Source organism: Priestia aryabhattai, from assembly GCF_023715685.1.
In the GTDB taxonomy this organism is placed as follows: Bacteria; Bacillota; Bacilli; order Bacillales; family Bacillaceae_H; genus Priestia; species Priestia aryabhattai_B.
In genome coordinates, this window is record NZ_JAMBOQ010000106.1 from 1 (window position 1) to 343 (window position 343).

A 343-nucleotide genomic window follows, 5' to 3' on the forward strand; every position below is an offset into this window, starting at 1 on the left:
GCGCCCTTTCTAACTTAACCATTAGCGAATAAATGGTACAACATACTGTTGTGTTATTTATTGGTTTGATTAAAGAAAAGTTTCACTTTTCCTCAGCAATTACTGTTATCTAGTTTTCAAAGAACAAAACAACTGACTTCAATCACATCATGATGAACATCACTGTGATATCTACGTGCAGTTTTGCGCCGAGTAATCGCAGGCGCAATCATTTAATGAGAGATTGAACTCTCAAAACTGAACAAAGTGTCAAAACGTACGTCATGTAAAAATCCTTAGAAAGGAGGTGATCCAGCCGCACCTTCCGATACGGCTACCTTGTTACGACTTCACCCCAATCATC

1 rRNA gene is annotated in these 343 nt (G+C 38.8%); it reads right to left on the reverse strand.

Going from position 1 to position 343, the window contains the following annotated elements:
- Nucleotides 1-279: 279 nt before the first annotated feature.
- Nucleotides 280-343: ribosomal RNA gene (locus tag M3225_RS29210) — 16S ribosomal RNA — on the reverse strand; the annotation flags it as partial.